This window comes from Moritella sp. 28 (assembly GCF_018219435.1).
Lineage (GTDB): Bacteria > Pseudomonadota > Gammaproteobacteria > Enterobacterales > Moritellaceae > Moritella.
This window is the reverse complement of the sequence record NZ_CP056121.1, coordinates 1,743,872-1,766,280: the sequence shown is the minus strand read 5'-3', so window position 1 is coordinate 1,766,280 and position 22,409 is coordinate 1,743,872. Positions and strand designations below refer to the sequence as shown.

At 41.3% G+C, this 22,409-nt stretch carries 15 protein-coding genes and 1 other RNA gene; 6 read left to right on the top strand and 10 right to left on the bottom strand.

What is annotated here, in order from left to right:
* Nucleotides 1-336: 336 nt before the first annotated feature.
* The 10 genes from ffs to HWV02_RS07765 form a co-directional block, all read right to left on the bottom strand.
* An RNA gene (ffs, locus tag HWV02_RS07810) (signal recognition particle sRNA small type) lies at nucleotides 337-433 on the bottom strand.
* A gap of 141 nt (nucleotides 434-574) precedes the next feature.
* Nucleotides 575-2,461: a bifunctional diguanylate cyclase/phosphodiesterase gene (locus tag HWV02_RS07805; protein WP_211690083.1), complete on the bottom strand. Its 1,887-nt coding sequence runs from the start codon at nucleotides 2,459-2,461 to the stop codon at nucleotides 575-577.
* A 162-nt stretch (nucleotides 2,462-2,623) separates the two neighbouring features.
* Nucleotides 2,624-4,150, bottom strand: a complete 1,527-nt coding sequence (gene menE, locus HWV02_RS07800) for an o-succinylbenzoate--CoA ligase (protein ID WP_211690082.1) — start codon at nucleotides 4,148-4,150, stop codon at nucleotides 2,624-2,626.
* A complete protein-coding gene (menC, locus tag HWV02_RS07795) occupies nucleotides 4,151-5,371 on the bottom strand; it encodes an o-succinylbenzoate synthase (protein ID WP_211690081.1) in 1,221 nt (406 codons plus the stop codon).
* Between the two features lie 20 nt (nucleotides 5,372-5,391).
* The gene (gene menB, locus HWV02_RS07790) at nucleotides 5,392-6,258 is read right to left on the bottom strand and encodes a 1,4-dihydroxy-2-naphthoyl-CoA synthase (RefSeq protein WP_211690080.1); all 867 of its coding nucleotides are present in this window, start codon (nucleotides 6,256-6,258) and stop codon (nucleotides 5,392-5,394) included.
* 39 nt (nucleotides 6,259-6,297) lie between these two features.
* Nucleotides 6,298-7,194 carry a 2-succinyl-6-hydroxy-2,4-cyclohexadiene-1-carboxylate synthase gene (menH, locus tag HWV02_RS07785; RefSeq protein ID WP_211690079.1) on the bottom strand — a complete coding sequence of 299 codons (897 nt, stop codon included), beginning with the start codon at nucleotides 7,192-7,194 and terminating at the stop codon, nucleotides 6,298-6,300.
* Entirely contained in the window at nucleotides 7,178-9,115 is a 1,938-nt protein-coding gene (gene menD, locus HWV02_RS07780; RefSeq protein WP_211690078.1) for a 2-succinyl-5-enolpyruvyl-6-hydroxy-3-cyclohexene-1-carboxylic-acid synthase, read from the bottom strand. Before menD ends, menH begins: the two co-directional genes overlap by 17 nt.
* Nucleotides 9,112-10,497, bottom strand: a complete 1,386-nt coding sequence (locus HWV02_RS07775; RefSeq protein ID WP_211679192.1) for an isochorismate synthase MenF — start codon at nucleotides 10,495-10,497, stop codon at nucleotides 9,112-9,114. The genes menD and HWV02_RS07775 overlap by 4 nt, the downstream gene beginning before the upstream one ends.
* Before the next feature lie 128 nt (nucleotides 10,498-10,625).
* Entirely contained in the window at nucleotides 10,626-11,411 is a 786-nt protein-coding gene (locus HWV02_RS07770; protein ID WP_211679191.1) for a sulfite exporter TauE/SafE family protein, read from the bottom strand.
* A gap of 102 nt (nucleotides 11,412-11,513) precedes the next feature.
* Nucleotides 11,514-12,944: a basic amino acid/polyamine antiporter gene (locus HWV02_RS07765; RefSeq protein WP_211690077.1), complete on the bottom strand. Its 1,431-nt coding sequence runs from the start codon at nucleotides 12,942-12,944 to the stop codon at nucleotides 11,514-11,516.
* 270 nt (nucleotides 12,945-13,214) lie between these two features.
* Here HWV02_RS07765 and HWV02_RS07760 point away from each other — a divergent pair, with 270 nt between their 5' ends.
* The 6 genes from HWV02_RS07760 to pfkA all read left to right on the top strand — a co-directional run bounded on the left by HWV02_RS07760 (nucleotide 13,215) and on the right by pfkA (nucleotide 22,375).
* Nucleotides 13,215-17,057 carry an ATP-binding protein gene (locus tag HWV02_RS07760; RefSeq protein ID WP_255550613.1) on the top strand — a complete coding sequence of 1,281 codons (3,843 nt, stop codon included), beginning with the start codon at nucleotides 13,215-13,217 and terminating at the stop codon, nucleotides 17,055-17,057.
* A gap of 3 nt (nucleotides 17,058-17,060) precedes the next feature.
* Nucleotides 17,061-17,693 (top strand): hypothetical protein, encoded by a 633-nt coding sequence (locus tag HWV02_RS07755; protein ID WP_211679188.1) that lies wholly within the window; start codon nucleotides 17,061-17,063, stop codon nucleotides 17,691-17,693.
* Entirely contained in the window at nucleotides 17,693-18,967 is a 1,275-nt protein-coding gene (locus HWV02_RS07750) for a hypothetical protein (RefSeq protein WP_211690075.1), read from the top strand. The genes HWV02_RS07755 and HWV02_RS07750 overlap by 1 nt, the downstream gene beginning before the upstream one ends.
* A gap of 243 nt (nucleotides 18,968-19,210) precedes the next feature.
* Nucleotides 19,211-19,966, top strand: coding sequence for an envelope biogenesis factor ElyC (gene elyC / locus HWV02_RS07745; protein WP_211690074.1), 756 nt, complete (start codon nucleotides 19,211-19,213; stop codon nucleotides 19,964-19,966).
* 238 nt (nucleotides 19,967-20,204) lie between these two features.
* Nucleotides 20,205-20,960: a triose-phosphate isomerase gene (gene tpiA / locus HWV02_RS07740; RefSeq protein ID WP_211679185.1), complete on the top strand. Its 756-nt coding sequence runs from the start codon at nucleotides 20,205-20,207 to the stop codon at nucleotides 20,958-20,960.
* A 452-nt stretch (nucleotides 20,961-21,412) separates the two neighbouring features.
* On the top strand, nucleotides 21,413-22,375 hold the full coding sequence (gene pfkA, locus HWV02_RS07735; RefSeq protein WP_211679184.1) for a 6-phosphofructokinase: 963 nt from the start codon (nucleotides 21,413-21,415) through the stop codon (nucleotides 22,373-22,375).
* Nucleotides 22,376-22,409: the final 34 nt, after the last annotated feature.

Genomic DNA, 22,409 nt, shown 5'->3' with positions numbered 1-22,409 from the left:
ATTACCTTTTAAAACGCATTGTAAGGCATTGTAATTACGGTACCTGTGTTGGCATTAACCCTCTTGATATGGCCAAGAGTTCAATGCTTTTTTGTCGCAAACTAGATAAAAATAAATAAGATATCGATAATGAATATAAGTTTAATAATTAATAGTTAATAGTTAATAGGTGATAGTTGCGGGATTCAAAAATAGAAGGTGCCAAAATTGCTTAATCGCTAAGGCTGAACTATAACTCCAAAGGGAATAAAATAATAACGAAGATGGAGCGGTAAGATATTGATTTGAAAAAGCAGAACGTCAGAAACGAGAAAAGCACAACACTTTTGAAGGATACCCTACAAGCCTCACTCCGGCACTTGAGTTCTCTGCTGCGGTTGCTCCCTTCCAGGCCTGGCCGAATTCACAGAGTATCAATGCGGAGGGACCCATAAGGCACCCATCAAATGTGTTGTGCTTGACAACGAGTGAATTATTAACTATTCACTGATTCTTTGCAACCGTTTATAGCAGTTTTATGCTCCAAAAACTCCAACTGCACACTATCCAACCAAGTCGATCAAAAGCACATCAACTAAATAGCTTGTTTGCTAAGGTACTGACCCGTAAACATAGTTGCAGGTACAGGTTTACCATACAGATAACCCTGACCATAATCACAACCTTCATCAGCAATAAACTGATCTTGCTCTACCGTTTCAACGCCTTCGGCAACAACTTGCAAATTAAGCTTCTTCGCCATCGCAATAATCGCCCGCGCTAATTCTTTGTCTTGATCTCGCTCCATTAGATTCATAATGAAACTACGATCAATTTTCAACGTATCAAACGAATACTTCTGTAAATAACTTAATGACGAATAACCTGTGCCGAAGTCATCTAACGAAATACGTACACCCAACTTTTGTAATCCAGCAATGGCTTTCGCGGCTTTCTTCTCGTCTTGTAATAAAACCCCTTCAGTGATCTCAAGTTCTAACGAACTACCAGGTAAACGATAATAAACCAGCAACTGCGCGATACGAGAAACTAAGTTGTCATCACGAAACTGTACCGGTGACATATTAACAGCAATACAAAAATCATCACCAAAGCTGTTACGCCACTGGGCCGCTTGTTCCATTGCGGTACGTAATACAAAGTTACCTAATGCTAAGATCTGGCCATTCTGCTCTGCTAGATGGATAAAACGATCGGGCGTAACCGCACCGAGTATCGGATTCTGCCAGCGAATTAACGCTTCGGCCCCCAATACACGACGAGTTTTAACACAAATCATCGGTTGATAATGTACCGACATTTCATTTTTATCTAGCGCTTCGGCTAAATGTGATTCTAAATAGTGACGCTCACCAATCGCGACACTTAACTCTTCAGTAAAGAAGTTATAACAGGTGCCCTTGTCTTTACTCACACTCATCGCGGCTTCAGCTCTTTCAACCAAAGAAATACCTTTGTCTGCGGGAGAATCAGCTAACGCAATGCCACAACAAATCTGAGTGGTGATAGTATAATCATCAACAATAAATGTAGATTCAAAAGCTTGTGAAAAACGTGCAATTAAATCAATTACTTGCTCAACAACATTCTCATCGCGAACAACAATAGCAAAAGCATCACCCCAGCAACGTGCAACCAAGTGTTCTGTCGTCAGCTGCTGGTGAATACGCTGGCTGACTTCAAGTAATACTTTGTCACCAATCGCATAACCATAACTGTTATTAATCGATTTGAAGTTTCGGATACCCAAATAAATAACAGCAAGCTCGTTGTCATCATCAACATATTCCAACATGTCATCAATCTGTTTAACTAATGAAAACTGATTAGCGACACCTGTAAGCGGGTCATATTCTTGCTGATAAATAAGGGTCGATTCTAATGCCGAACGGCTATCTTGTTCATATAATAACGCTTGATGAGACAAGGTTAGCGCCATTGATTTCTTAGCAAGTAAACTCTGTAATTTACGGTTAGCGTTCAGTAATTCGGCTTTTTCGTAGAGTATAGTGAGATCAGCATTCATCGATTGCTGAAAACGTGCGATAAGTAATTTGCAATGAGGTGTAAATTTATGGATTTTCGTATCTAAGACACAAAGTGTACCAAAAGCTTGATCATTCGGCCAAGTAAGCGGTAAACCGTAATACGCCAAAATGTCGGCGCTAATATTACTGTCGAATGTCCACGTTGAATCGAGGGTAGCGTCTTCAATAAGTAGCTCTGCACGATTATAAATAACCTGTGCACTGTAACAGCTTAATTGCTTCGATTCTGATAATCGCAGAGAAGCCAAATGAGCCGTGTCGTTTGACGAAAATATTCGAATATCATTGTGGTGAACGCGCATAATTAATGCTGCAGGCAGATTCATAACGCCAGCGATCAACTCTACAGTTTGTTGCCAACCACGAAACATGGGTTCCGGGATCTCAATAACCTGAGTATTAATATTTAGCATGCTACATCTCTGTTAATTACACCGCTCTAAATGACATTGTAAACCTTCATTACTATGTCGCTATTCATCTGATGAATAAGGAGGAATCTGTATACTACAAGAAAACAAAGCGAACACCAAGCCAGATTTATAACAAGCAAGAATTATTATCATCTAGCTCAACTATTCGTATAAACTTGTGACCCACAGTTGAACGGAAGCCCTGTTTAACTTGATGCTGTTCACATTTATAGCGTCTGGTAGCGAATGATAATTTATCGGCCACATGAATTTAACCAGCTTGTTTTGTAGGAATTTATTCATATCATCGACTGATAAATATGCAATAGCGTCAATAACAGCAATTGGACGATGGCCAAACTCCACATCTTCGCATGGGAATACTAACGCTTGATTAATGAACGGATGCGAAAGTAAAATGCGCTCAATTTGTTCTGGATGAATATTTTCACCACCGGAAATAAACATATTATCTTGTCGACCAAGAATAAATAATTCATCCGCTAACGCATCACCTTGCGCTATCATGCCTAAGTCCCCTGTGACAAGCCAACCGCTTTCGTCAGTAATGGGACTTAACGCACCTTGATAATAATAACCCATCCCTAAACTTCTACCTCGCACCTTAATTTGTTTATCAATCAAGGACAAACAGCGATGTGCGAGTAAAGTACCAACGCCTGCACTATCATCCGCAGGTTTAGCGGTGACAGTAGAGGCCATTTCAGTCATGCCATAGCCAGACCAGCAATCAATACCGAGGGATTTCGCTTTATCCGTTAATACGACGGGGATCACTGCACCACCTAACAAGATACGTTTAAGACTAATAACCTCTTGATCTGCACCCAATTCATTAAGGTAGCGTCGCAATTGAGTTGGTACTAAAGATGCGTGCGTTACTTGTGATAACTGTTCAACAAGACTATCTGCTAACGGTAACACCAGCTGCCCACCAGCAGATAACCAACGCCACACAATCGCTAAGCCAGATACATGAAACAAAGGTAACGACAATAACCAACTGTCTGACGCCGTATAACTGAACACTGATAACAAACCCGTAGCAGAATACAAATGATTTTCACCGCTATGTGCAACCGCTTTAGCTTTACCAGTTGAACCGGATGTAAAGACGATACTGGCTAGCCGCTCTGCTTGCCACTCCAGCTTAATACTATCCTCAGTACTCACGTATTTGGTTGCCGCTGTTATAGAAATAGTCGACCTTGTTGATGAAGTTTTCTCCGAGGGTGCAAGGGAGAGAGTAAACACTAACTCTCTCGTGTTATTAATACTTTGCAGACCTTGTGAGCGATTAAATGCAGGTGCTGATATCCAAATAAACTGTGCGGCGAGTGCTTCAAACTTGTCACTTAACTGTTCAGCACTTTGTTTCGGATCTAGTACCACACAGCAAGCACCGAGTCGTAAACAAGCTAAGTATAACCACAATACACCAGGGTCATTAACGCTCACAGCAGCAACAATATGATCTTGTCGTACACCTTGTGTATTTAACTGTTCGGCATATTCATCCACCAGTGAATTCACATGCTGCCAAGTAAATGAGTACTCACCATATACCAAGGCAATACCATCCGGATTAAGTGATGACCAATGCTGCCAAGGCCAACAACTAAAACTGACATCATGACACTCTATGTCATCAATTATAACGTCTATCATTTATAGGCTTCCATAATACGATGCTGCTTTGTATTTATATCTTGATATCTTATTATCTGTAACTTGAAAATAGGTACGACAAGGTAATGCAGTTAGTGCTAACAAAGACAAATTACAGCCCGGATAAGGTATTGCCACTTGCAGCTTAAAAACATGCATGGTATCTAATCCGGGGGTCGTATCAGGTGTTAACCACTGCGATAAACGAGCCAGTTGCAGTAAACCAAAACTAGATTCAAGACTTGAACTAATCACCACAGTTAAACCCAATTGATATGCCAGCTCAATCAAGTGACGGCAGTGAGTAATGGTGCCAGCCAGCATAGGTTTAATCACAATAGCGGCAATTGATGCGGTGTCAGAAGCATGACATTCAGCGATTGTAGACTTCAGAAACTCAACATCTCCCCGGTTTTTGCAAGCATCCCGTAAGCTTTCATCCCATGCGATGGCAATCCCAGTTTCACGCGTAAACAGGTAACTATCGCTTGAGTTATGACACGGCTCTTCGATGAAATCGATACGCTGGCGTAACGCCACGGGGATCTGCTTGGCAAACGCTAACGCATTCACAAGGTTCCAACGTCGGTTGGCATCTAAACGTAACCGTAATTGAGGGTATCGCTGTAGTAACTGTCGGGCAATCTCGCCGTCATGACAGGCACCTTTCGCAGTCGGTTGGGTCGCAATTTTCAACTTACATAAGGAACTCGCGGCAAGTTTTGCATGGTTACGGTTTATGATTCTAAGATCAGCAGCCAATAATAGCGCGCTGTTAATGTGATGATGACTATTACCGTTATGAAGCTTGTCGTTATGAATATCGTCGCAATAAGTCATTTGCGGTAGCTCGTCGTCTAGCTCCAAAAGAGCCATGCTAAAACCAAACGCCACTGAGGGGCAGCACGTACTCAGATCTACTGCGCCCTGCTCTAGCCAAATGTGGATCATGCTTTCGAGTTGCTGCTTTGCTTGCGTTGATGTCTCACCACTAAAGCCAGGTAAAGGCGCAATTTCGCCACGCCCCACTTTATTAACTTGAGTGCTTTTGCACTGCTCATGCGACTCAACATTTTCCAATAATTCAGTATCCTCCTGCAATTCAACGCTTTCTTGCAATTCAACAAGCCAACCTTCACGAACACTGACAGACTGGCCACGTAATATCATGGCACAGTCCAAAGGCAACTGATAATGGTACAACTTAACTTGACGTTGCATTAACAATATCTACTTACTGATTAAGGATTACGTGGAAACTTAGAGAAATCAGGACGGCGTTTTTCATTGAAGGCATTACGTCCTTCTTGCCCTTCGTCTGTCATGTAGAACATCATAGTGGCATTACCCGCCAACTCTTGTAACCCAGCTTGACCATCACAATCCGCATTCAACGCTGCTTTCAAACAACGTAATGACATTGGGCTGTGCTGCAATACTTCACGACACCAACGCACAGTTTCACGTTCTAAAACTGCCAGTGGCACAACCGTATTCACTAATCCCATATCTACTGCTTCTTGTGCATCATAGAAACGGCACAAGAACCAAATTTCACGGGCTTTCTTCTGCCCAACAATACGCGCCATATACGATGCACCCCAACCTCCATCGAAAGATCCGACTTTAGGACCTGTTTGACCAAATTGCGCATTGTCAGCAGCGATAGTCAAGTCACACATCATGTGTAATACATGACCACCACCAACAGCATAACCCGCCACTGCCGCTATTACAGGTTTTGGACAAGTACGGATCTGACGTTGAAAATCCAACACATTTAAGTGATGCATACCTTCATCATCTTGATAACCGCCATAGTCACCACGCACTTTCTGATCTCCACCAGAACAAAACGCATGCTCGCCAAGCCCGGTTAGAATAATAACGCCCACGCTTGAGTCATAACGAGCATCTGCTAAGGCTTGCATCATTTCTTGTACTGTTTGTGGACGGAACGCATTGCGTACTTGAGGACGTGCAATGGTGATTTTAGCAATGCCATCTAAGGATTTATGAAAATGAATATCTTGGTATTCACCGGTGCAATCTTGCCATTCTACGTGCGCGTATAGTTCTGCTTCTGTAATACCAACGGTTGTTGTCATAATAATTCCTAATCTGTTAAGTTTTTATTTAAAACGCGTTTAAGCCGCCTTCTTGTGCGTGGCTTTGTTAACCGCTATCTCACTCACGAAATCTCTCACTAACTGAATGAACTCATGTGGCTGGTCTGCATGTACGTTATGCCCGGCTCTTGATACCAGGCGATAATCCAATTGACTTGCTTTGGTTAACAGCACAAATTTAGGGTCTAATTCACCACAAACCATGCGCACAGGAAGTTCAGATTTTTGTAATTGTGGTAACAAATAACCTTGCTTAGATAATGAGGTCGCCGCCAACATTTTGCTTATCTGCATACCGCCGCTGAATCCATTTTTATCTGCTTGAATTTGACAACGCGTTTTAATTAAAGCGTTTTTTTGAGCCTGAGTAAGCGATGCAAATACCCCTTGCTGGTACCAATCAATAAGCACAGTAGGTAATGTGTCGTCGCTAAAACGTGTTACCCAACCCAAGTCATGTAATCCACGCTGTAATTGTTCAGCGCTACTGTTCAAACCTGGATTTCCACTTTCTAACAACAGTCCATCGAGGGTATACGGCCAATTAGACGCTTGATCACTCGCGATCGTCATGGCAATCCGCGCCCCTAACGAGTAACCGACCAAAATAATATTATCAAGTTGATACTGGGCAAGCGTCGCTATGATTAGTTGTTGAACATGCTGAAAGTCATTAACAGTAACGGCTTGGCTACCCGCATGCCCTGGTAGGTCAATACAGATACACTGGTAATCCAGTGATAAGTCCGCAATTATCAGTTGCCAATCTGCCGTTGAACCAAGTAAACCATGCAAGAACACCAAACTTGGTTTCGCTGCGGAGCTTTGAACACGATGATTAGCAGGCTCAAATGAGACTGAATATAGAGGTGATTGCGTCTGTTTCGAGATAATCATATTAGATAAAACTTGCATTTTTCACCTCGCTAAACAACTGCTTGAGTTGCTTGGCAGCTTCCCCAGCTGGCGTTACTATTTCTACCAACAGCGTTCGCATCTCCCCAGCCACTTCACGCATTGGATTTAATCCATGATCAATAGCAGACAGTGCATCCGCCAGCGTTTTAGGTTGAACGTAATCCAGCCCAAACATCGAAGCCGCATGTTCAAATTTAAGCCCGTGTGGCATACGGTAAAGCTGTTCTTTTTGTTGCTCATTAACAGGTAACATATCGAAAATGGCACCACCGTCATTATTCAGTACCACAATCACACTCGGATATGTCGGATTAGAAAATAACGCCAGTGAATTTAAGTCATATAACAAAGACGTATCACCCAATAAACAAAGCATGCCTTGCCCCTGCCCTGCTTGCACTCCAGCAGCCGTCGCCAACAAGCCATCAATACCCGAAGCACCACGATTACTAAATACAGGCACATTCGGTAATGTCACAAACATATCAAGTAAACGAACAATCAAGCTATTACCAATAAATAAACTCGTTGGATTAGTTAAAGGCGGCATAGTCAGGCAAGCATCTAACGTGATAGCAAAACTAATTTCCGTTAGATTATCAATGTAACGCGTCTCTACCAACTGGCGTACTTTACTGCTAGCAAACCTTAACATTTTAGCCCACTCATAACCGTTAGCATCATGATGACAAACACCAACATCTGCGAATATGCGGCTATTTGCTTCGAACGAGTAATTAGTTGATACCAATGGTTCGCTTAACTGACTATTTAAGTGGCCTTCAACAAAAGATGTTAACCAAGCCGAGATAGGACTAATGAATTGTTTACAAGTATGATGATAAGGGTCTAACTGCCCCGCTTGTTCTGCAATTAACCAATAGTCTTGCCAGTCATGCTGTGCGATAAACTGACCTAAACGCTTTGATACCAACCGCGCGCCAAATTGCACCAAGATCTCTGCTTCCGCTAACTTATCGTGACACGCTTGATTTTGTAACCAGACATCATAATGCGCCCATTCACTACTGCCACCAGCTTGCGGATCAACCAATACTGGCCAACCCAAAATAGCCGCCCATTGTTTGATCGCTTGCATCTCTGTAATTGCAACTGCGCCAATAACAACAAGTCCTTTTTTGTTTACAACGGGCATGCTGGTATAAGTAGCGGTATATAAGTCGGCAGACGCCTTCAAGTCTAAAGAATGACAATGTACGGAATGGCTATCGGACAAGTAAGTGTTTAGCCCATTAATGTCAATTGAATTGGTTCCTAATGAATTAATCGACAAATACGTTTTCTGTGAGGCTTTCCATCCTGCGATCCCAGTAAGGTAATCACTAAAATCAGCGTCGCCGCCATACAAAGGTTCAGGGTAAGGGCAGTTGATATGAACCGTACCACCCACTTGCTGCTGCACCGCTAAACTTTGGTCTATGGTACTCAACAACCACTGCGGTGTGATGCCCAGACTCGGGCTAGGTAATAATAATTCATGACAAACATGGCTTGAGAATAAGCCTGATTGTTGAATGGCCTGATTAGCACCACAATTAATTTGTTCGATGGGCCGATCGGCAGTTAATAGCACTAGTTTTTCTTTAGTTAAACCACTTTCGACCACAGCTGGTAATAGATTTGCCACCGCTGTACCTGATGTAACAATCACAGCAACAGGCGCTTGTAATGATTTAGCTAACCCCAGAGCATAGAAACCAAGTCCACGTTCATCAAAGTGGCAATGTAAGATCAGATTCTCATTCTCTTCAGCCGCTAAAACAAGGGGGGTTGAGCGAGATCCTGGTGCAACACACACATGACGAACGCCTAAACGACTCAATTCATCTAACATTAAGCTTGCCCATAAACGGTTTAATGGAGCTTGCATGTTTAAAAGAGACTGGTTTGTTATCATGCGCGTTGTAACTCAGGTAAAAATGAATTTAAGCGAATATCATCGCAGTCTATATCACAGTTAACAGTCGTATCAGGTTCAAGTAAGGTTAACAGTGTCGCGGTTTTACGTTCTAGCTCTTGCCATTCACTTACAGGGCTAGAGCCTGGTACAATGCCCGCCCCCGCAAAAAGCTGTACCTCATGCCCTAAAATTCGCGCGCTGCGGATCGCAACACAAAACTCACTTTGCTGCAGCCCAACATAACCAAGCGCACCGCTATACCAACCCCGTGTAAATGGTTCATTGTTCGCAATAAAATTTAATGCTGGTTGACGTGGTAATCCTGCTATCGCAGCGGTTGGTTGTAAGTTAGCTAATAACTCTGCATCATCAACATCTGTAGCAAGTATCCCTGAGATGTGATGTTTTAAGTGCTGAACTTTACGCAGTTTCACTAATTCTGGTTTCACAGATACCTGTAATGAATCACAACGAGGGTCTAAACGCGCCATTAAATCATCCACCACTAAACGGTTTTCATAACGATTTTTGCTGTCATTTAATAACCAATTGGCTAAACCACGGTCTTCCGCAGCATCATCACTGCGTGCCGCTGTACCCGCAAGCGCCTCGGTATGTAATTGACGTTGTTTTCGCGAAAATAATAGCTCTGGCGTAGAACCAACAAAATAGTCGTTAGCCTGAAGCGCAAATATAAAGTGGTAACACTGCTGATTAACCTGGCGACTTTGCTGTAAAAACTGAGCAGCAGAAATTGGACGATTTAGTGTTAATGCTGTCTTCCTCGCTAACACCACTTTCTCAAAATCTTGTTGTTCGATCGCATTTAAAGCTTTGGTGACAAGATGAGACCACTGGTTAAATTCAGGGTAATGACTGCGCGCTTCAATCTTATAAGATAACGGGAGAGGTGTCGGCGCAGGTGTAATTAAACTGGCGAGACTTTCAAGCAATGCAGCTTTGTCATAGGTTTGATCTGTACGCTTTATTCCAACATTCTCATGGATTGGCGCTGAATGAGCAGGCAAATTCACCGATAATAGCCAGTTATTGTTTTTACGTGTTAATTCAACTTGCGGTAAGAAATAATGATCTTGATGTGAAAATGCGCATCCGCCCCAGATCCGTTGCTGTTCGTTAAGCTGGCTTTTAGCCGTATCAAGATCATGAAAATGGCAACACTGACCTAAGGCGACGACTTCTTCATCACCGTCTCGAGATTGCCAATAAAATTGCGGGAATAAAATTTGCGCATCAAACCATTCAATTAGTTCGGTGGCATACAAGGGCTGTAATTCGACCGAAAGACGAGTTTGCTCTGGCTGAGCATGAATAATCAGTTGCTGTAATGCGTTAATCGCAGTTGTTAGTTTTAACAAAGCGGCCCCTTAGTAAACTACTACTTAGGGGATGAAATTAACATATTTTAGATAGAGCCTGTTACAAACCTATACTAAATGAGTACTTATTCGGACTATTCATAGCCTAGATCAATAAAATGTTCGTTTTAGAAAAAAATAAACTTCGAACCAACACCCAGTAATAACAAAGCAAAATACCGTTTTAGGATATGACTTGGTAATGAGTGCGCAAGTTTTGCACCTTGTTTAGCAAACACAGTACTGGTAATAATAATGCCAAAGAAAGCGGGTAAGTAAATATAACCCAAGCTGTACTCTGGCAAATCAGGATTATTCCAGCCCGTAATAATATAGGTGCACACGCCCGCCACCGCAATCGGCAAGCCACAAGCAGAAGACGTCGCAACCGCATTACGCATTTCCACACGACACCAAGATAAGTAAGGTACGGTGAGTGAACCGCCGCCAATGCCAAATAAAGCAGAAATAGCACCAATGACACCACCTGCAACACTCAAGCCAGCGCCTTTTGGTAGTTCATGCTCTGCTTTTGGTTTTAAATTAAAGCCCATTTGAACCGCAACAGTTAATGCATAAATACCGATAATAATTTGTAATGTATTACCCGGTAAATAATCAGCAAAAATACTACCAGCAACCGCGCCAATAACAATACCGATAGTCAGACGTTTAACCAAAGACCAATCAATTGCCCCTTTACTGTGGTGGGTTTTAATCGAACTAAGAGAGGTAAAGATAATCGTCGCGAGGGAAGTACCAATCGCCAACTGGGTTAAAACTATTGGCGAGAGTTCTTGCAAGGAAAAAGAGAAAACCAGTGCTGGTACGATAATTAAACCGCCACCAACACCAAACAAGCCAGCGATCAAACCTGCCGCAGCGCCTAATATTAAATATAAAACCACAATCATCTAAATAAGCCTTTTTACAACATACACCTATCTTTTAAGGTGAGGGTTTCAAGTTAAACATTTTAAGTGTCTAATTAGAGTATCAAAATTGTGGTTAAAATACTAAGAAAGTGACAACACACCTGTTGATAACAGATAAACCGCACCTGCAGCACCTGCTAATAACACGAATGAATAAGCATAATCTTGCTTGCTAAATTCCTGCTGTTTTTCAGCAAGTGCTTTCTTATAAACCAGTACACCCGGTAAATACAATAATGCACATAACAACATATACTCAGCACCAGCTGCATATACGAGCCAAGCACCATAAAATGATGATATTAATGCAATAACAAGGTCTTTCTTACGACCTTCAGTTACGCTATAACCTTCACCGCTTAACGCGACTTTCACACCATAAGCGCCCACTAAAAAATACGGTAACAAGACAGCCGAAGTCGCAATGTTTACCAAGGCTAAATACGAGCTTTCTTGTAATAACGTTAAGATTAGAAAGAATTGTACCAAACAAGATGAGAACCACAGTGACGTTGTTGCTGCACCTTTACTGTTTTCTTTCGTAAATGCTTTCGGGAATAACCCTTCTTTTGCCGCAATGAAAGGCACTTCAGCACTAACCACTGTCCAACTCAATAACGCACCGGATACCGAGATAATCAAACCAGCATTAATCAGCATTGCTCCCCAAGGACCAACGATCACTTCTAAAATATTCGCCATTGATGGATTTTGTAGTTGCGCAACTTCAGGTTGAGTCATTACACCTAAAGTAAACAAGCTAACAGCAATATAGAGTAATAATGCCGAGAACAGCGCAATACCCGTTGCTTTCGCCACGTCGCATTTATCTTTAGCACGGTTAGATAAAATAACCGCACCTTCAATACCAATGAATACCCATAATGTCACCATCATAGTGGCTTTAACCTGATCTAATACCGAGCCTAATTCAGGTGTTTTTTCACCCCAAAAATCAAGGGTAAACTTATCAAAACTAAACGCCATCACAACCAGACAAACGAAGGTTAGAATAGGGATTATTTTCGCCACCGTCGCAAATACATTAATCAACGCAGCACGTGTCACACCACGTAATACTAACGCATGCATAAACCAAATTAATAACGAACCACCCAACACTGCAATTGGCGTATTACCCTGTCCCATCATTGGGTTTTCAGGGGTATCAACAAAGTAGCCAATCGCACTAAAAAAGACCACTGCATACGATACGTTCGCTAATAAGTTACAGATCCAATAACCCCAAGCCGACATAAAACCAATGTAGTTACCAAAGCCTGCTTGGGCGTACGAGAAAATACCACCGTTTAAATTAGGGAAGCGAACCACCAAATTACGTAATACCGTCACGAGCGCGAGCATACCGCAGCCCGTGATCAACCAGCCTAGCGTGATTGCACCGGGTGCAGCTGATACGGCAACGTTTTGCGGGAGACTAAATATTCCAGCGCCGACCATGGTACTGAATACCAACGCAACCAACATACCTAGTCCAAGTTTGTTTTCCATCAATAATTCCTTAATCAAGCCAAATGTCGACATAAAATGCCACACCAACCATCATTTCAGCTTGTTAATATAAATAATTTAGCGAATTGTATTGCATTATTATATATATGCAAGAATATTCACTAAATTTGCATAAATCCAACGGCAAACACAAAGTTGCTGATAATCTGAGCAGAACCGCTCATCACCCGACTAAACTTATCTTTTTTCTTACATCTTGTGCGTCATTCAGTTAAAATATGGGGTTCGATTTCTTGCAAAATAATGATAATGACTGATTCTTCACAACAATATCTTTGTCGCACAACTTACCTTATTGATAGCTTTTGGCCGGGTAAATTACTTGAGTTAAATAACACGGGTAATATTAAAGTTGCGGGGACCAATGGTGCCGGTAAAACGACACTACTTAAACTGCCTATGCTGTTTTGGGGTGCGCGACCTGGACGTATTGTTGAACGAAATGCCAACAAGAAATCATTTGCCGCGTATTATTTGCCGCGTAAAACCAGCTACATCATTTTTGACTATCAACGTCCGAACGGCACCGACACACCGCAATTATGTCATGTATTAATTAAAAGCGATGGCGATAAACTGCTATATCGCTTTATTGATCACCCGTTCGATATCAAAATGTACCTGGATGAAAGTGGCAATATTTTTGGCGATGACGAAATTAAACGTAATTATCGAACTCAACATCGTTGTGAAATCAGCAGCCTGTTAAGTGTCGATGAATATGCAAAAGTCATTCAGAATCATCGTGATCTCGGCGGCAAGAAATCACTGCGTACACTACAACAACGTTTTTCAATGAGCCAATCACCGATTAAGCACATTGAAAAAGTCGTTACCTCGGTATTTAATAAGATCTCTAACTTCGACGTGATCAAACAAATGATCATCGAGATCTCGCAAGACGCGATCAGTTCAGAAATGCTCAGCCACAATGTGACTGACATGGTTAACATTGATAAAACCGATATTGATAGCTGGCTAGCCGACCTGCATTCATCACAAGCCATTCTCAATCTAGAAGACAAGATCCTATCGTCATTAACTGACATTGATTCACTTATTGAAATCAAAAAAGATCTACAGCACCTACATCACCTTGCTGATATCTACCAACAGAAGTGTAGTCAAGATCAAGACACTGCAGGTACACGTTTAAAAGATGTATTGCTTGAGTTGACCGACTTAAAAGAAGCACACAGACAGCAAGTATTAACGATTGAAGATGCCTGTCACGATGAAGAAAAAGCCCATCGTGAAATTAAACACGATCTTGATAAATTAGAACAAGAAAAAATTGATTTTGAAGATGATGAAGCCGCGACCTATGAGCAGCGCGGTTCTGAGTTATCTGATTTTACCTTACGCTTAATCAATCTGAACAACGAAAAAACCCAGTTAAGTGAAAAGTCTGCCGATCTTAGTCGCACGTTTACCGAACAGCAGCAAAAACAAGAGCTTGATTTTAACAAGCACGAGCAACAACTAACGAACGAAATCAGCTCTCAGCGTCAACAGTTAACAACCGCGTTAAGTGAAAACAAGTTACGCTATGCAACGTTAGAAAGTGAATTAAGAACGCAAACACAAACGCTGATTGATCAGTTAACCGAAAAGAAAACACCGCTTGAACATACTAAGATCTCACTTAACCTACAGCTGAAACAGCCGCAGATTGATCCAGAACTTGCTGACCAATCTCTGCAATTACAACAGAATCTAAGCCAGTGTCGTCGTCGTATTAGCGAGCGTCAAGAAGCCTACAACCGTGTTAGCAGCGAGTCTCAAAGTTTACGCCAAAAACAACATCAAGCGCTGCAAACCAACGATCGCTTAAAAATCGAATTAAACCATTTAGCGCAGCAGCAGCGAGATGTACAAACACTATTAAGCCCAGCCAAAGGGTCATTACATGCCTTCCTTGTTGAGCACGTGCCAAACTGGCAAAGCAACATTGGTCGTGTCATTAACCCTGAGCTATTAAAACACCTGCATCTTGAACCAGAGTTATTAGCCGCATTTACTGACGCAGCGAAACAATCCGATACCGAAACAGCGCTAACCCAAGTTCAAGATTTTTATGGCATAAAAATCAACCTTAATGCCCTAGAACACGTCTCGTTCACAGACAGCGCACTGGCAGAAAAAGAACAGCATATTTCAGCGCAAATTGGGGCTAAAAAATCGGAACTAGAGCAATTACAACAAGCATTAGAGCGGCTCAATAAAGACGTTGAAGAGCTTGATAAACAATTAATGTCGAGCAAGCAATTACTGTTTAAACAAACTCAATTACTCACTAGCCTAGTAAATGAAGAAGATGAATTAAATAGTAAATTAGAACAACATAAAACCTTAGCTATTGCGCGAGTGCAAACTGAATTAGCGGATACAGAACTACTCTTAGTTCAAGCGCAACAAGCATTAAGCCAAGCAAAGGTTGATTATCAAAGTCGTCATAACGAGCTAAACAACGAACGTTTAAGCGTACATTGCCAGCTAGAAACTGACTATAATCAGCGTATTGATAGCTACCAGTCATCACTCGACAATCTGCGCAATGAAGCACAAGTTGAAGCGCAACGCATTGCCGATGCACTCCAAGCCGCATTAAGCGACGCAGGGATTAATGCCAGCATCTTCAACGCCCTTGAAGCTAAAATAAAACAAACGATGAAAGCCGTTGAGAATGCCAAAGTATTCCAACAAAAAGCGGATAAATATAATAGCTGGTTAGAAACATCATGGTCGCAAGTGGAACCAGGCCGTGAACGTTTACGCCGCTTAGATGCCGCTATCCAACGTTTCCAACAGCAATTAAAAGATAAACATCAAGATTATCAGCAGTCAACCGACAAGCTAGAGCAAGAGAAAACCCAGCTCGATAAGCTCGTTACTGACTTAGTATTACAATTAAAAGGCTTAGATAACAGCCTTGTAAAACTAGCAGACTATCCTGCGATTAAACATGATGATTTACCAGAATACACCGTCAACAACATCTCTAAGCTAACGAACAGCCAAATAAGTCTGTTAGGTAAACAACAAAGTAATGTATTAAGCTCTGTGAGTAAAATTAGCAGTGAATTAAAACGTTACTCAAAAAGTACACTGCAAATTGGTTGGTTAGAAAACCGCATTGAAAGTGACCCTGAGATGGTGAACTACCGCCTTGAAGAAGCAATCAACAGCGGCGAACAGCTGAGTTATGTATTGAAAAATGCAAAACTATTGCAAACATCGACCACGCACGAAGTTGAATTACGTGCTAACGATATTTTATCTATCTATACCCATTTAAGTAACTTTGATCGCAACATTACCCGTACTGGCCGTAAACTGTCTAGCCACATGAATGGTAAACAATTCTTCACTGCCCTCGGTGATATTAAAATTGCCATTCGTACTAAGATGGACAAGTTAGGTTACTGGAAGCAGCTTGAAAATGTAAACGAGGCGTTTGAAGCATATCAAGCTAATACCGAACTCACGCATGATCGCAGTATTCCACAAAACTTAATTGATAGCTTGGATGAATTATCAGCGGTATTACCGAAAAACAATAACATGCAGCACAATGAGCTATTTGATATTGAATTTACCATTGTTGAAAACGGTCGAACGACTCGTGCAACAACACCAAAAGAACTGGAAGATGTCTCATCAACGGGCCTATCTTACTTAGCCTTAATTACTTTCTTTACCGGTTTAACAACCATGTTGCGCCCCGATGCAAGTACCGTGATCACTTGGCCAGTCGATGAATTAGGTGAATTGCATTCTGAAAACATTCAGGCAATGCTCGAAATGCTAAATCAACACGGTATTCAGATCATTACAGCATCACCGTCAACCGATAAATCAGTATTGCAGTTATTCGATCACCTATATGAAATTGATAGCCGTAATAAACGTCTGATCCAGATGAATGTTGATGACGATCCACTCATGGCTCTGTTAAATGGTGATGCCAAAAAAACCTTAGTATCAGAACCAGAATTAACATCGTCGGTGGAAACAAAGACGTCGTCTACAAGTACAACATCAATCATAGCTGCAGATACTACGCCAGCAACTATGCAAGAAGAGGGTTAACCCATGTTTCAAACTACCGTTGAATTATTGTTACAGGGTCATACCATTTGTCAGGTCAGTCAACCTGATGCATATCGCTACCTGTCTGAGCAGAGCTTATTTGAAAAGGTAAATGATTACCTGCGTTTGATTAACCGTAAAGTAAAAGTGATTGAGGATGGTTTAGCCTTTGTCGCTTGCTACTGCACAATTGAAGAAGAGAACCGCACAGATATTCGTCAGCAGCTACGCCAAGTACGTGATATCTTCCGCCCATTAGTTAATTTTTTAGATCTCGCCATGACAGCCCTTGTACATGATTGCGCCATGCGCGCAGGCGATACTATCCGCTTGTCTGAACTATTACGTGGTATTGAGCACGAACCAACGTTAAAACAACAGTTAGCGCTATTAACCAATAAAGGTATTTTCAAAACTAGCCGTAATGATATCTCGGAACAGCTTAACTTTATCTTAAAAAAGTTAGATGAAGCTGGCTACGTACAACGTTTAGAGACGGGTAGTACCATTTATCAGATCACCGCTAAAATGAACTATATTCACGAGTTAATTGATTTTATTAATGACAGCGAATCGTTGAAATTAGAAACACAAAATAACCATATCTTCGATGACTCACAGTCGGAGATGTTTTAATGTCACAGCTGCAAAGCGCTTCTGAAGTCGAAAAAATTGCCCAGATAATACGCACTTCATTTGCTAAAACAAACAGCAGCATGTTGGCCCAAGCCTATTTCGATGGCAGCATTATTGATAATGGCGAGAATAGCGCCTTATTAGAAATGCTCACCAAGAATGGGCTGATCCGTCCAAGTGAAGAAGATGGCACCTATATGCTGGCCATCAACTTAAAGCGTATTTTAGACAAACTATTATTACGTCATGCGTCTTACCGTAAACGTACTGATATCGCTAAAGTCATGCAACACATTGATGGTGATATTAAGTCATATAAACGCGCGTTATTAACTGGTCAGCACAATGAAGTTTCTTTCTATTTAAGTCAAGTTGACGAAGAGCTTTACGGCATTGTTTATGAATTAGAAGACAGTGTTAGTGGTTTGTTCGCAGCAATCACCAGTAAGTTCGGTTTTGTGGATAGCTTAGAAAGTAAGATCCATGAAAATGAAAAAGCCATCGCTTATACCGAGGGCCTACTTAATGCATTAGCCGATATTAATCTTAATGATGTATATAGCTGGTTAGATTGGGATGATGTGCCTGCAGAACTCAGCCGCAAAGTTACTTTCTTTATTGATGGTTATCGTCGTATTAACCGTCAGTTAGAAGGCGCAGTTCATCGCATGCGTCAATTGCTAATGACCCTGCGTAAGCAAAATGAACAAGTGGCCCGTCTTAAAGCCATGTCTAAATTTCTAAAAGACAATCCTATTTGGGAGTTAGACGACTACGCTGAACGTGAACAAGTACCGGCTATCTTCAATCGCGTTGCGCCACTGCAATTATCAGCCAGTGTTGATATTAGCAATCAGGTACAGCAAGAAGAACTCACCGACATTTACCACTCATTACGTAAAGAAAGTAAGTCAGATTCTGAAACCGTTGATTTACGCAGCAGTGGTCGTATTGATGACTTACAGCAAAAAGCGCGTCAACTCGAAGCCGACTATGTATTGTCACACTGCGAAGCGTTATTTACCCGAGTATTGAGTAATAAAGGCGATCCCTTCTCTGCCCTTCACTATTGGCAGCAAGACAACCAGCTCACCGATATTTTACCGAAGCATTTATGGTTAAGTATTCTATATAATGAATACTACAAGTGCGCGCCCGCCGTACGAAAAGTGATGACAATTGATTTCCCTGACGCCTGCACGACTGAATTACCGGGTTCGATATTGATTTCGGGGAATTTACGTGTGAGCGATATTCAACTACTGCGAAGCTAGTAAATAAACAAAAAAACACTGCACCTGCTGTAACCTAGTCAGATTTAATCAAGAAATTACTTAATGTGGACTATTATAGAACTCAAAAAAGAAAACAGTAAGGTGCTAAGCCAGAATACTTTTGATTACCAAATATTGAAACTCTATCTAAACTTAATAAGAAAAACTGAAGGGTAGAGAGAAGTATTCACCATAGCGGATAGAGATTAATTATGATGTAAATAATAAAGGAACTATAAACCTATGTTCGCACTTAAAAAAATTATTGGTACTTGGTTAATGCCACTGCCTTTACTACTCACAGCATTTATCCTTGCTGCATTATTATATAAATTCACACGTTTTGAGCGAACAGCTCAAATTTTACTTTTTAGTAGCTTTATTACATTATTTATTTTAAGTCTCGACCCTGTAGCAACCCGACTAGCTGCCACATTAGAGTCTCAGTACCCGAGTTACCAGCAGCAAAGCGTTGATTATATCCACGTATTGGGCAACGCTCACACCACGGTAGACAGTTTACCTATTACTAGTCAGTTAACCCCAACAGCCCTTGCTCGAACCACAGAAGGCGTGCGTATTTATAAACTAAACCCCACGGCAAAGTTAATCTTCAGTGGTTATAGCGGTGGTGACATTAACAGTAATGCGAAGATGAATGCGCGTTTAGCTATCGCATTAGGCGTACCCAAATCAGCCATTATCTTATTAGAAGAGCCTCGTGACACTATAGAGGAAGCCATTGATAATAAAGAAATTACACAAGGTAAAAGACTCGTACTCGTAACTTCAGCAATCCATATGTCACGTTCAATGAAGATCTTCCAACAACAGGGCTTATCTCCTATTCCAGCTCCAACAGCACATGTCAGTAAACAAACCAATAGCGTCCAACCACTCCATTATTACTTTCCTCGAGCTAAGTATCTTGCAGTTAGTTCATCAGTTGTTCACGAGTGGCTGGGACTAGCTTGGTTGTCGTTAAAAAATGACCAATAAGTTTTCCATTCTGTAATTAACACTGCATTTAGAGCTGAACCGAGCAAGTAAACGTGGCTCAAGTCACAGTTACCGTATTTTATGTAGTTTTATTACCAAAAATTGTCTTGTGACAACTTGCCCTGACGCTAGATGACTCTATAATCATCCCATGTTCTCAACTTAAGCGACTTTAGTCATTGTTACTCAAGTCAATTAGGTTGAAGAAAAATAGCTTTAAACCATATCGGAGATAGACATGAGACAAGCACTAGTAATGGGTAACTGGAAACTAAACGCAACTAAAGCATCTGTAGAAGCTTTAATTAACGGTTTAGTTGATGCGGCAAAAGACAATGCAACTGTTGAAGTTGCTGTATGCCCTCCTGCTGTTTTTATCCCACAAGTTGAAGCATTAACAGCTGACACTGCAATTAGCTACGGCGCACAAGATTGTGACGTTAATACCGCTGGTGCATTCACTGGTGAAAACTCAGCAGTTATGTTAAAAGAATTCGGTTGTAAATATACACTTGTTGGCCACAGCGAACGTCGTGTTATACACGGTGAATCAAACGAAGTTGTTGCTGACAAATTTGCTGTTGCACAAGAAAATGGCCTAGTACCTGTACTTTGTATCGGTGAAACACTAGCGCAATTCGAAGCAGGCGAAACTAAAGCAGTTGTTGAAGCGCAACTTCAAGCGGTTGTTACTAAATCTGGTATCGCATCTCTAAACAATGCAGTTATCGCATACGAACCAGTTTGGGCAATCGGTACTGGTAAAACAGCAACACCTGAAATTGCACAAGACATTCACGCTCACATCCGTTCATGGTTAGCAGAGCAAGATGCAGCAGTAGCAAACAAAGTTCAAATCCTTTACGGTGGTTCAGTTAAAGGCGCTAACGCTGCTGAATTATTCGGTCAAGCAGACATTGATGGCGGCCTAGTAGGCGGCGCTTCACTAGACGCTGTTGAATTCTCTAAAGTTATTGCAGGTGCTTCTGCATAGTACCTATCAAAATCTAATATAGAGCGATGTTCAGCTCTGAATTAGGAATAACAGTGTAGTAATACAGATTACTTAATAATGATGTATTACTGCGCTCCTTTCTTATTAAACTTATATTGTAAAAAATAAACTTGCACCAAGGCATTATTTTATTTTTCGAACGAAAGTTTCATATGAAAGAATGGCAACTATTACTTTAGTAATAAAAATAGTCACGAAGACACAGAAAAGAAGAGAATACATAGTTATAATAAATTAATAAAAAGTGATTATTATAACGAGAAAGTAACAGCAACAGATAAACTAAAATTGGTGTGCTAAATAAATTAACAAGCGTGCTATCACTTGCTGAAACAGTACTCTACCTAGATAAGTACAACACTCTACCTAGATAAGTACAAGACTCTAACCCAATAAATAAAGTATCATCGACTGATATATTTGAGGCTTCAATGATTAAAAGAATAGGTGTTTTAACAAGTGGTGGTGATGCACCAGGCATGAACGCTGCAATCCGAGCTGTTGTGCGTGAAGGCTTACATCTTGGTTTAGAAGTTTATGGTATTTACGACGGATATGCTGGTTTACACCAAAACCGTATTGAAAAACTAGATCGTAAATCTGTTTCTGATGTCATTAACCGTGGTGGTACTTTCTTAGGTTCTGCACGCTTCCCTGAATTCAAAGAAGAAAGCGTACGTCAAGAAGCAATTGAAAACCTTAAAAAACACGATATCGACGCACTTGTTGTGATCGGTGGTGACGGTTCTTACATGGGCGCAAAGAAGCTAACTGAAATGGGCTTCCCATGTATAGGTATTCCAGGAACAATTGATAACGATATTCCAGGCACCACTTACACCATTGGTTTTGATACTGCACTTAACACGGTGGTTGACGCAATTGACCGTTTGCGTGATACCTCAACATCACATCAACGTATCTCAATTGTTGAAATCATGGGTCGCTACTGTGGCGATTTAACCATGGGTGCAGCAGTTGCCGGTGGTGCAGAATTCGTTGTAATTCCTGAAAAAGGTTATGATGAAGCTGAACTGTTAACCCAAGTCAAAGCGGGTATCGAAAAAGGCAAAAAACACGCAATCATTGCGATGTGTGAACATGTAACGAATGTAGATGCGCTGGCTAAACATATTGAAGCTGAAACAGGCCGTGAAACACGTGCGACGATCCTAGGCCATTTACAGCGCGGTGGAACACCAACTGCCCGAGACCGCATTATGGCAAGTCGTATGGGTTCTTTTGCAGTTAAGCTTTTATTAGAAGGCGAAGGCGGCCGCTGTGTGGGTTTAATGAACTCACAAATGGTTCACCATGACATTATTGATTGTATCAACAATATGAAACGTCCTTTTAATCAAGAGCTATTTGACCTGTCTGATTCGTTATTCTAAGCAGGCATGTGCCAGTTGGTTTTAACAATCGGCT

Bases quoted from the DNA above. Each gene is read 5' to 3' on its own strand.
- menD (WP_211690078.1), bottom strand. From the start codon at position 9,115: ATGATAACAAACCAGTCTCTTTTAAACATGCAAGCTCCATTAAACCGT.
- menE (WP_211690082.1), bottom strand. From the start codon at position 4,150: ATGATAGACGTTATAATTGATGACATAGAGTGTCATGATGTCAGTTTT.
- HWV02_RS07770 (WP_211679191.1), bottom strand. From the start codon at position 11,411: ATGATTGTGGTTTTATATTTAATATTAGGCGCTGCGGCAGGTTTGATC.
- HWV02_RS07750 (WP_211690075.1), top strand. From the start codon at position 17,693: ATGTCACAGCTGCAAAGCGCTTCTGAAGTCGAAAAAATTGCCCAGATA.
- menH (WP_211690079.1), bottom strand. From the start codon at position 7,194: ATGCAAGTTTTATCTAATATGATTATCTCGAAACAGACGCAATCACCT.
- menC (WP_211690081.1), bottom strand. From the start codon at position 5,371: ATGCAACGTCAAGTTAAGTTGTACCATTATCAGTTGCCTTTGGACTGT.
- HWV02_RS07760 (WP_255550613.1), top strand. From the start codon at position 13,215: ATGACTGATTCTTCACAACAATATCTTTGTCGCACAACTTACCTTATT.
- HWV02_RS07755 (WP_211679188.1), top strand. From the start codon at position 17,061: ATGTTTCAAACTACCGTTGAATTATTGTTACAGGGTCATACCATTTGT.
- HWV02_RS07805 (WP_211690083.1), bottom strand. From the start codon at position 2,461: ATGCTAAATATTAATACTCAGGTTATTGAGATCCCGGAACCCATGTTT.
- pfkA (WP_211679184.1), top strand. From the start codon at position 21,413: ATGATTAAAAGAATAGGTGTTTTAACAAGTGGTGGTGATGCACCAGGC.
- elyC (WP_211690074.1), top strand. From the start codon at position 19,211: ATGTTCGCACTTAAAAAAATTATTGGTACTTGGTTAATGCCACTGCCT.
- HWV02_RS07765 (WP_211690077.1), bottom strand. From the start codon at position 12,944: ATGGAAAACAAACTTGGACTAGGTATGTTGGTTGCGTTGGTATTCAGT.
- menB (WP_211690080.1), bottom strand. From the start codon at position 6,258: ATGACAACAACCGTTGGTATTACAGAAGCAGAACTATACGCGCACGTA.
- tpiA (WP_211679185.1), top strand. From the start codon at position 20,205: ATGAGACAAGCACTAGTAATGGGTAACTGGAAACTAAACGCAACTAAA.